Origin of the sequence: Parasynechococcus sp., from assembly GCF_042954245.1 — a bacterium.
GTDB lineage: Bacteria > Cyanobacteriota > Cyanobacteriia > PCC-6307 > Cyanobiaceae > Parasynechococcus.
Window position 1 is genome coordinate 1 of sequence record NZ_JBGKDP010000034.1, and the last position, 9,085, is coordinate 9,085.

At 63.2% G+C, this 9,085-nt stretch carries 10 protein-coding genes; 3 read left to right on the forward strand and 7 right to left on the reverse strand.

What is annotated here, in order from left to right; genetic code table 11:
- Positions 1-56 precede the first annotated feature (56 nt).
- Positions 57-899 carry a 3'-5' exonuclease gene (locus ACGVJ8_RS01200; protein WP_392345112.1) on the reverse strand — a complete coding sequence of 281 codons (843 nt, stop codon included), beginning with the start codon at positions 897-899 and terminating at the stop codon, positions 57-59.
- Between the two features lie 85 nt (positions 900-984).
- Here ACGVJ8_RS01200 and ACGVJ8_RS01205 point away from each other — a divergent pair, with 85 nt between their 5' ends.
- Together ACGVJ8_RS01205 and ACGVJ8_RS01210 are read left to right on the forward strand one after the other, a co-directional pair.
- Positions 985-1,440: a peroxiredoxin gene (locus ACGVJ8_RS01205; RefSeq protein ID WP_392345113.1), complete on the forward strand. Its 456-nt coding sequence runs from the start codon at positions 985-987 to the stop codon at positions 1,438-1,440.
- Between the two features lie 2 nt (positions 1,441-1,442).
- Positions 1,443-2,171, forward strand: coding sequence for a DUF1350 family protein (locus tag ACGVJ8_RS01210; RefSeq protein WP_392345114.1), 729 nt, complete (start codon positions 1,443-1,445; stop codon positions 2,169-2,171).
- Here ACGVJ8_RS01210 and acs read toward each other — a convergent pair.
- A complete protein-coding gene (gene acs, locus ACGVJ8_RS01215; RefSeq protein ID WP_392345115.1) occupies positions 2,161-4,134 on the reverse strand; it encodes an acetate--CoA ligase in 1,974 nt (657 codons plus the stop codon). The genes ACGVJ8_RS01210 and acs overlap by 11 nt on opposite strands.
- 129 nt (positions 4,135-4,263) lie before the next feature.
- On the opposite strand from acs, the gene ACGVJ8_RS01220 reads away from it, so the two are divergent.
- Positions 4,264-4,926 (forward strand): HAD family hydrolase, encoded by a 663-nt coding sequence (locus tag ACGVJ8_RS01220; protein ID WP_392345116.1) that lies wholly within the window; start codon positions 4,264-4,266, stop codon positions 4,924-4,926.
- On the opposite strand, the gene sds is transcribed toward ACGVJ8_RS01220, so the two are convergent.
- The 5 genes from sds to ACGVJ8_RS01245 all read right to left on the reverse strand — a co-directional run.
- The gene (sds, locus tag ACGVJ8_RS01225) at positions 4,910-5,881 is read right to left on the reverse strand and encodes a solanesyl diphosphate synthase (RefSeq protein ID WP_392345117.1); all 972 of its coding nucleotides are present in this window, start codon (positions 5,879-5,881) and stop codon (positions 4,910-4,912) included. The two genes, ACGVJ8_RS01220 and sds, sit on opposite strands and share 17 nt — an antisense overlap.
- A gap of 37 nt (positions 5,882-5,918) precedes the next feature.
- Positions 5,919-6,716, reverse strand: a complete 798-nt coding sequence (gene murI, locus ACGVJ8_RS01230; protein ID WP_392345118.1) for a glutamate racemase — start codon at positions 6,714-6,716, stop codon at positions 5,919-5,921.
- On the reverse strand, positions 6,713-7,795 hold the full coding sequence (locus ACGVJ8_RS01235) for an N-acetylmuramoyl-L-alanine amidase (RefSeq protein WP_392345119.1): 1,083 nt from the start codon (positions 7,793-7,795) through the stop codon (positions 6,713-6,715). The genes murI and ACGVJ8_RS01235 overlap by 4 nt, the downstream gene beginning before the upstream one ends.
- A gap of 5 nt (positions 7,796-7,800) precedes the next feature.
- The gene (locus ACGVJ8_RS01240) at positions 7,801-8,622 is read right to left on the reverse strand and encodes a carbon-nitrogen hydrolase family protein (protein ID WP_392345120.1); all 822 of its coding nucleotides are present in this window, start codon (positions 8,620-8,622) and stop codon (positions 7,801-7,803) included.
- 34 nt (positions 8,623-8,656) lie between these two features.
- A partial coding sequence (locus ACGVJ8_RS01245) for a 2-phosphosulfolactate phosphatase (protein WP_392345121.1) occupies positions 8,657-9,085 on the reverse strand: 429 nt, incomplete at its 5' end.

Below are 9,085 nucleotides of genomic sequence, written 5' to 3' on the forward strand. Positions count from 1 at the left end.
GGCGCTCTCTGCAAAACCACGCAGATACTTCGGAGTGCTGAAGCAAATGTGCAGGCTCAGGCGCTGAGGCGATCGGCCTCGAGCTCAACGGGGGCGACAGGAAAGTCAAGTTCCGCTACCTCCCGATCGCTCAAACGACGGGTCCAGGCCCCCTTGATCGGATCGTTCCAACGGAAACCCGCTGCTTTGGCCAGATGGCATTCTTCGAACGACACCCGGGCACGCATCAACTGGCGTGGTTCCAGGCCCCGCTCCAACAGCTGCTCAAGGTCGTCACAGCGGGCGAAGACCTCCGCGATGTAGATGCAATCGCTGAGGGCGCGGTGGACCGCCCAGACCGGGACGCCATAGGCCAAGGCCAGGTCCCGCACCGACGGCCGCGAACGCAACTGACGTTCCGCCGGCCAGCGGATGTCTTCCATGGTGCAGAGCCACGGTGTTGCGGTAGACGGCACAACACCAAGACCAAACCACTGGCGATCGAAGACCGCGTTATGGGCCACCAGCAGATCGGCAGCGTCCAGCAGATGCTCAAACCACACCAGCGCCTCCTGCCAGGGCTGGGGCCGGCGGGTGACGGCGGCGGGGATCCGGTTAATCGCTTCTGCCGCGTTGGAGTCCACCGGCAGAAGAAATGATTGCTGGGCCAGCACCGCACGACTCGGCACATCAAACAAAATGCAGCCCAGCTCAAGGCATTGGTCCTGCTGCGGGTCCAAACCGGAGGTTTCGGTGTCGATAATCAGCAGGGTGTTCGGGGAGGCTCCTGGCGCATCCTCGGGCTGATCAGCCTTAGCCTCAGGTTCAACGGCTGGCGGAGAAGGCAACGGCGTTGCCGCTGTTTGGGGCTCCGCCTGAGGCCTTGAAAACCCCGCAAGCAAATTCAGCTGTTCAGGCATGGCGCAGTGACTCCTCCCGCCCCTGATTCTCCCGCCCCGGGCAAGGTGCCTGCTGCCTATGGTTCAGCCTCTTCATTTCAATCGAATGGCCCTCGGGATCGGCGACCGGCTCCCCTCGTTCAGCCTGGAGGATCAGAACAGTAACCTTCGCACTCCCGCGTCGGTGCAGGGCCGCTGGCTCGTGCTGTTCTTCTATCCCAAGGACGACACGCCCGGCTGCACGGCTGAAGCCTGCAGCTTCCGCGACAACGCGGAGAGCTTTGCTGCCCTCGATGCAGAGGTTTGGGGCATCAGCGGTGATGACGCCGTCAGCCACCGCCGTTTCGCCACCCGCCACAATCTCACGTTTCCTCTACTATGTGATCGCAACAACACCCTGCGCCGCGAGATGGGTGTGCCCAAAGCCCTTGGGCTACTGCCCGGTCGCGTCACCTACATCGTTGACGGCGAGGGAGTGATCCGTCATACCTTCAGCAACCTCTTGGATGGCCCGGCCCACGTGCGTGAAGCACAACAGGTGCTGAATCAGCTGCGCGGTTGAACATGGCCAACTGGCGTCAGCTGGGTGCGATCTGGCAGCTGCGGCCGGCCGAACCCACGGGATTGATCGAATTCATCGGCGGCAGCTATCTAGCGGCAACACCCCAGATCAGCTACCGTAGACTACTGAAAGACCTGGCAGGGGACGGGTTGGCCGTGCATGCCTGGGCCTATGTGCCTGGGTTCGATCATCAACGCCAGGCCCGCGATGCCTGGAGTGCCTTCCGCTCAGCGCGTCGCCAACTTGAGGAGCGCTGCGGGGCCCTTGCAGCTCCGCTGCGGCTTGGCCACAGCCTGGGATGCAAGCTTCACCTGCTGGCCCCCGATGGGGGTCGGGGCAGCAGGGCCCTGGTGGCCCTGAGCTTCAACAACTTCAACGCCGACCGTTCGATTCCCCTGCTGGGCGAACTGGCACCCCGGCTCGGGGTGGAAACCGAGTTCAGCCCAAGTCCAGCCGAAACGCTTCGCTTGATCAGCCGCCACTACCAACAGGAGCGGAACCTGGTGGTGCGATTCGGGCGCGATGAGCTGGATCAAAGCGGCGATCTGATCCAGGCCCTGCGAGAACGTCCTTCCGACGCCAGCTCAACCCTGGAACTGCCCGGCGATCACCTCACGCCAGCCAGTGCCGGGCTGCGGCTCAGCTTTCTCGGAGACTGGGCGGATGACCCCAAGCGAGTGGCGGTCATCCGTCAGCTGAGCCGAACCATCGGCAAGGCGATCAGGCCCTGAGGCGATCCAGAACGGAGCGATCCTCAAGGGTGCTGGTGTCGCCACTCACCTCCTGACCCGCCGCCAGGGCCCGTAGGATCCGGCGCATGATCTTGCCGCTGCGGGTCTTGGGCAGGGCATCATTGCAACGGATCTCATCCGGCCGGGCGATCAGACCAATGTCCGTTCCCACGTGGGCCCGCAACTCCTTCACCAGGGCGTCATCGCCCTCGCGGCCCGCCTCCAGAGTGACGAAGGCCACGATGCCTTCACCCTTGAAATCGTCGGGCCGACCCACGACGGCCGCCTCCGCCACTGCCGGGTGACTCACCAACGCTGATTCAATTTCCATCGTGCCGAGACGGTGGCCCGAGACGTTGATCACGTCATCGACGCGACCCATGACCCAGAAGTAGCCATCGGTATCCCGCCGGGCACCATCCCCCGCGAAATAGAGGTAGGAACCATCGGCAGGCCGGATGTGCTCCCAATAGCTCTCGCGGAAGCGTTGGGGATTGCCATGCACGGTGCGCATCATTCCAGGCCAGGGGGCACACACCGCCAGGTACCCACCTTCATCGGCACCACAGCTGTTGCCTTCTGCATCAATGATGTCGGCCTGAATGCCGGGCAGGGGCAAGGTGGCGGAGCCGGGCTTGGTGGGCGTTGCACCCGGCAGGGGGCTGATCATCACCCCACCGGTTTCGGTCTGCCACCAGGTATCGACAATCGGGCAGCGGTTGCCTCCAATCACGTCGCGATACCACATCCAGGCCTCCGGATTGATCGGTTCGCCAACGGTGCCGAGCAAGCGGAGGCTGCTCATGTCGAACTGGTCCGGAACGGAGCGGCCGCTCTTCATGAACGCCCGGATTGCGGTGGGAGCCGTGTAGAAGATCGTGATTCCGTGCTTCTGAATCAACTCCCAGAAGGCACCGGGCTTGGACGGGCGCGGTGCACCCTCGTACATCACCGTCGTTGCACCGTTCGATAAAGGGCCGTAGATGATGTAACTGTGGCCGGTGATCCAACCCACATCGGCGGTACACCAGAAGACATCCTCATCCCGGATGTCGAAGATCCACTGGAAGGTGAGGTGGGCCCAGAGGTTGTAACCGGCGGTGGTGTGAACCACGCCCTTGGGTTTGCCGGTGGAACCGGAGGTGTAGAGAACGAACAGGCGGTCCTCGCTGGCCATCTGCTGAGCAGGGCAGTCGGCACTCTGACCCTCCACCAGGTCATGCCACCACTGATCACGACCGGAAACCATCTCCACGTCCTGCTTGGTGCGCTGCACCACAAGCACGCCGGTCACCGAGGGGCAGGCGCCATTGGCCAGCGCCGCATCCACTGCGGGCTTTAGAGACACCGGCTTATCCTTGCGGAAACCGCCATCAGCGGTGATCACCGCTTTCACTTCGCCATCGTTGAGACGGTCCCTCAGAGCTTCTGCGGAAAACCCACCGAACACAACCGAATGGGGAGCACCAATGCGCGCGCAAGCGAGCATGGCGATTGCCGCCTCAGGCACCATCGGCATGTAGAGCGCCACAAGGTCACCCTTGCCGATGCCAATGGCCTTGAGGCCATTGGCGGCTTTGCACACCTCGGCATGCAGTTCTTGGTAGGTGAACCGGCGCACATCCCCCGGCTCTCCTTCCCAGATCAATGCTGTTTTCTGCGCCGTTGGCCCATCGAGATGACGATCCAGGCAGTTGTAGGAGAGGTTCGTGGTACCGCCCTCAAACCAGCGCGCGAACGGAGGATTCGACCAATCGAGCACGGTATGGAAAGGCTCGAACCAATGAAGTTCTCGGCGGGCGGCCTCACCCCAGAACGCATCAGGATCTTTTTTGGCGGCATCGGCCATGGCCCGGTAGGCCTCGAGGCTGCCGATGCGAGCTTTAGCGGAGGTGTCTGCTGGCGGCTCGAACACCCGCTGCTCCTGCAGCACGCTTTCGATGGTGGTGTTGGCGTCGGTCACAGCAGACTGCGCAGTGCTTCTCCTCGAAGGGTAAGGAGAAGGACCCCGCTTGATCCAGGTCCCGTATCAATCCGTCGGACGATGATGCAGTCGATGCGAAAGGATTGAGCTGGGCATCGCCGTTCCGGGATGAAACTGCCACCTGCCGCTTGCCTGTTCGATCTGGATGGGCTTCTGCTCGACACCGAGCCGCTGCGTCGCCGGGGCTGGTGGAAAGCCGCAGCCCACTTTGGCACCCAGCTGAACGAGGTCCAGTTAATGCAGCTGAAGGGCCGTCGCCGGCTCGACTGTGCGGCCCAGGTGGATGTATGGCTGGCCGAGCCGGTGGGCGCGGATGCCCTGTTGACGGTGCAGCAGCCGATCGTTCGTGCCCTGCTTCCGGATGTTACCCCGATGCCTGCCGCACAAGAGCTGGTGGCGCATTGCCACAACGGGGGCATCCCCATGGCGCTGGTCACCAGCAGCCGCCGCGATGCCGTTGCGTTCAAAGCAGCACCCCATCCCTGGCTCGAGCAGATCCAGGAACGGGTCTACGGCGACGATCCCGAGCTTGACGCGGGCAAACCCGACCCCGCACTCTTTCGGCTTGCTGCCCAACGCTTGGGGCTCAACCCAAAAAACTGCTGGGCCCTAGAGGATTCCCAGGCCGGCAGCCAATCGGCCCATCGTGCTGGTTGTCAGGTCTGGCTGGTGAGCCCCAAGGGCTCAGACCAACCCGACTTCAACGCCAACCCCTGCGAAATCAACAGCTTGGCTGTTGTGTTGAGGTTGCTGCTCAGTACAGGCGGCTGAGGACAAAGTCCGGCAGTTCCATCAAGGCGCATTGCGCCGCAGACTCCGGCAGCCAAGCGATCGATTCACGGGATTCGCGGGCAAAGGTTTCCGCCAGCTCACGGGTGCGTTCAATCGCCTTGGATGCCCGCACCATCTCCAGTGCCTTGTCCAGGTCACCGGGCTCGGAGAACTGGCGATCGATCAACGGCTGCAGCGATGGATGCTCCTCAAGGGCATAGAAGGTGGGCGCGGTGAGATAGCCGCTGGCGAGATCACTGGCTGCAGGCTTGCCGAGCTGCTGGTCGCTTCCGGTGAAATCGAGGATGTCGTCAACCACCTGGAAGGCCAGGCCCAACTGGCGACCGAATTGATAGAGGCTGTCGAGCTGAGACGGCGAGCAACCGCTGAGCACGCCTGCGGCACGGCAGCTGTTGGCAATCAAAGATGCCGTCTTGCAATAGCTCTTTTCGAGGTAGGTCTCAAAGGTTTGCGCCGTATCGAAGCGGTAAAGGCCCTGTTTCACCTCCCCATCAGCCAGATCCATGATCACGCGGCTGAGCAGCTTCACCACGTCCAAGTCATCGAGGTTGGCGAGATGCCAGCTGGCCTGGGCGAAGAGGAAATCTCCGGCAAGGACCGCAACGCGGGCATCAAAACGACTATGGACCGTGTCCACCCCGCGCCGGGTCGAGGCCTCATCCACCACATCGTCGTGAACGAGCGAGGCCGTGTGGATCATTTCGGTGATCTCAGCCAGGCGGCGGTGGCGGGGCGAGAGCGCTCCCTGCGCGGACAGGGCCCGCGACAGCAGCAAAACAATGCCCGGTCGTAAACGCTTGCCGCCAGCACTGAACAGGTGTTCCGCAGCGGCCTGGAGGATGGGATGACCTGCACCGATCAGGCTGCGCAGGTCTCCGAACAGGGTTTCAAGATCTGTCTCTACCGGTTGGAGTAGCTCGGTAACGGTTCTCATGACTCCCCTCGGCGCCGCGATCCTAGTGGTCCCACGCTCAGGCGTGCAGCAACTGGAGGCTGACGGCAGGCCGCTGGCCCAGCCAGGGGGTGGCGCGCATCGCGAAGCCATCGGGGTCCGCGGTGACGCAGAAGCGGCAGCTCTCCAAGGAAAACGGCCTTGAAGTCGGCGAGATTCGCGCCGGTGGCCCCAAAACGGCATCCAGTTGACGGGCCACGCCGATGGCCGGGTCAATGATCTGGACCGAATCCGGCAGCAGCTGACGCAACAGGGGCACCAGCAACGGGTAATGGGTGCAACCCAGCACGATCGACTCCACTGAAGCCGCCAGCAAGGGCTCGAGATAGGCCTGAGCCGCACGACGCAGGTCGTTGCTTTTCATCTCGCCGGCTTCGATCAGGGGCACAAAGGCAGGGCAGGCCTGCTCAATCACCACCGACCCGGGGTGAAGCGCTTCGATGCTGGCCCGGTAGGCCGAAGAGGCCACGGTGGCTGGTGTGGCCAGCACACCAACACATCGAGTTTCCACCATCGCTGCGGCGGCGCCGATCAGGCCGATGACCGGCACCCCGGCCTGCCCCTCGGCCACATCCCTTGCCAGGGCATTGGTGGTGTTGCAGGCCATCACCACCGTGGACACCTTTTGGCCGCGCAACCAACCCACCACTTCAGCGGCGATGCGCCGGATGTCATCCGGTTGACGGTTGCCATAGGGAACCCGGGCCGTGTCACCGAGGTAGACGCAGGGCACCGATCCATGTCGTTCGAGCACCCGATGCAGAACCGTCAGACCACCCAGGCCGCTGTCAAAGAACCCCAGCAATTGCGGCGTCATCGCACCTCCTGCTTCAGGTAGTTGAGGATGCCGGCCGCCAGGGCCAAGGCCAGACGATGGCGATGGTCAGCCTTGGCCAGACGAGGCGCGTCAATCGCCCCGGTGACAAATCCCATCTCCACCAGAGCCGAAGGCATGGTGCTGCGCCGGATCACGAAGAAACGACCGCGTCTGACGCCGCGATTCGGTGTTCCGGGGGACACGTCCACCATCTGCTGCTGCAGGTAGGAGGCCAGACGTCCAGAACGGGGGTCCGAGAAAAAGAACGTCTCGATCCCGTTCACATCCGGACGGTTCATGCTCAGGGCGTTGGCATGGATGCTCACGAAGGCAGTGGCCCCGCTGCGATTCGCCAGGGACACCCGCGGCGGCAGGTCTACATCCACTTCACGGGTGCGGGTCAAGAGCACGTCAACACCCCTCACCCGCAGCAGGTCGGCCACCTGCAGCGACACATCCAAAACCACGTCGGTCTCACGCAGACCGCCAATGCCGATGGCCCCCGGATCAGGGCCGCCATGACCGGGGTCGATCACGATGCGATAACGGTTGCGAGCCACCGTGGGCAACCCGGAAGGATCCACCGGCGTGCGGGTGGGACGGAATCCACCTGGTGGGAGCCAGGCCGTGGCACGACCGGTCAGATCGCCTTCACCGAAATCATCCAAGCCGCGGGTGGGCAGTCCGGTGAACACCAGTTCCCAGCGATCCGGCGCGGTTCCACGCAGACGCAGATCGTTGGGGCTGAGATTCACGTCAGGGCGGAATTCCACCACCAGACGGGTGGCACCCGCGCGGGGCTTGCCCAGCCGGATCTCACGGACGGTACTGCGTCCAGCCAAGCGACGCGGGAATCTCAGCTCACCAGGAATATCAATCCAGACCCTGGTGCCGCGGCCATCACTGGCGGCCTGAAAAAACGCCTCCAATCGAGCGTTCCGGCTGGTGCGCAGCTTGAGAACCCCTTCCTCGGTGAAGGCCCAGGCGGCCAAGGCGGCTCGGGCGGGCAGCGCCTGGGTGAAGGCAGTGCACTGCAGGGCCGCGGCGAGAAGCCAGGCCAGCCGTCGGGACGGCGCCATGGCGCTCAGAACAGAGCAGGTTGGCGGTGCCGAAGGCTCGGCATCTGCCCCCGAACATGACCGAGGTGATTGGTGTTGACCGGAGCAATGGCAGCTCCCGCCTGGACACCCGCATCAGCGAGGACCGTCCCCCAGGGATCAATCACCAGGGCATGTCCATGGCTCTGCCGCCGACCGTGATGGACACCGGTCTGCGCCGGAGCCAGCACATAGGCCGTGTTCTCAATGGCCCTGGCCTGCAGAAGCACCTGCCAGTGATCTTTTCCGGTGAAGGCTGTGAATGCCGCAGGAATCATCAACAGGTCTGCGCCGGCACCGACGAGATGGCGATAAAGCTCAGGAAACCGCACATCGTAGCAAATGGACAGCCCCACCTTACAAAGATCGGGAATCTCAACGACCGGAGGCAAATCCTTACCTGGGTTCACCGTTGCCGACTCGCGGTAGGTGTTGCCGTCCGGCAGGTCGACATCAAAGAGGTGAATCTTGTCGTAACGGCCCAGGAGCATGCCGTCACGGTCGACGAGCTCCGCGCGGTTCAGGGTTCGCGATCCATCACCCACCGGAACAGGAAAGCCACCGCCAAGAAGCGCTACCTGGTAACGACACGCCATGGTCACCAGGAAGCGACTGCTCTGCTCAGCCAGGGTCGGGGCCAGCTCCAGGCGCCGGCTGTCATCGCCCATGAAGGCGAAATTCTCCGGCAGACCAATTAGCTCGGCACCACGGCGGGCAGCCAGATCGATCTGCTCTTCAGCCGAATTGAAGTTGAGCTCCGGGTCCTGACCGCTCGTCAACTGGACAGCAGCCGCCAGGAAGTCGCTCACGTGCACTGATCAGATGGGCGAATTTTAATGAGGGTCAGGCCGCCCGAAGCACCCCGGGCTCGACCTGTGTCGGAACGACATTGAGCTGATCGAGGCCAGCACAGCAGCGGAAATCCGCGTCGTGATCGCCCAGGCGAATCAAACGCTGACCATGGGTCGCCGTGCGAAGACAAGCCTCTGGTTCGGATTGCCACTGAAGCCAGAGGGAAACGGCTGCCGTGAGTTCGTCGTTGGCAGCGCTGCTCCCGGTGGAATCCAACTCTAGCAACCGATGGCCCAACGCGCCAGCAGCCAGGGAATCCTCTAGGGAATAGGCCCCCTCCCAACCGCTGCCGAGAATCGCCATATGGTTGGGTTGTTTCGCCAGCAAACGCTGGGCCACGGCTTCGCGGTTCAGCAACGCCGCTGTCAACAGCAGGGGAACCTCGCGGACACGATCGAGAGCCCGGGTGCCATTGGTGGT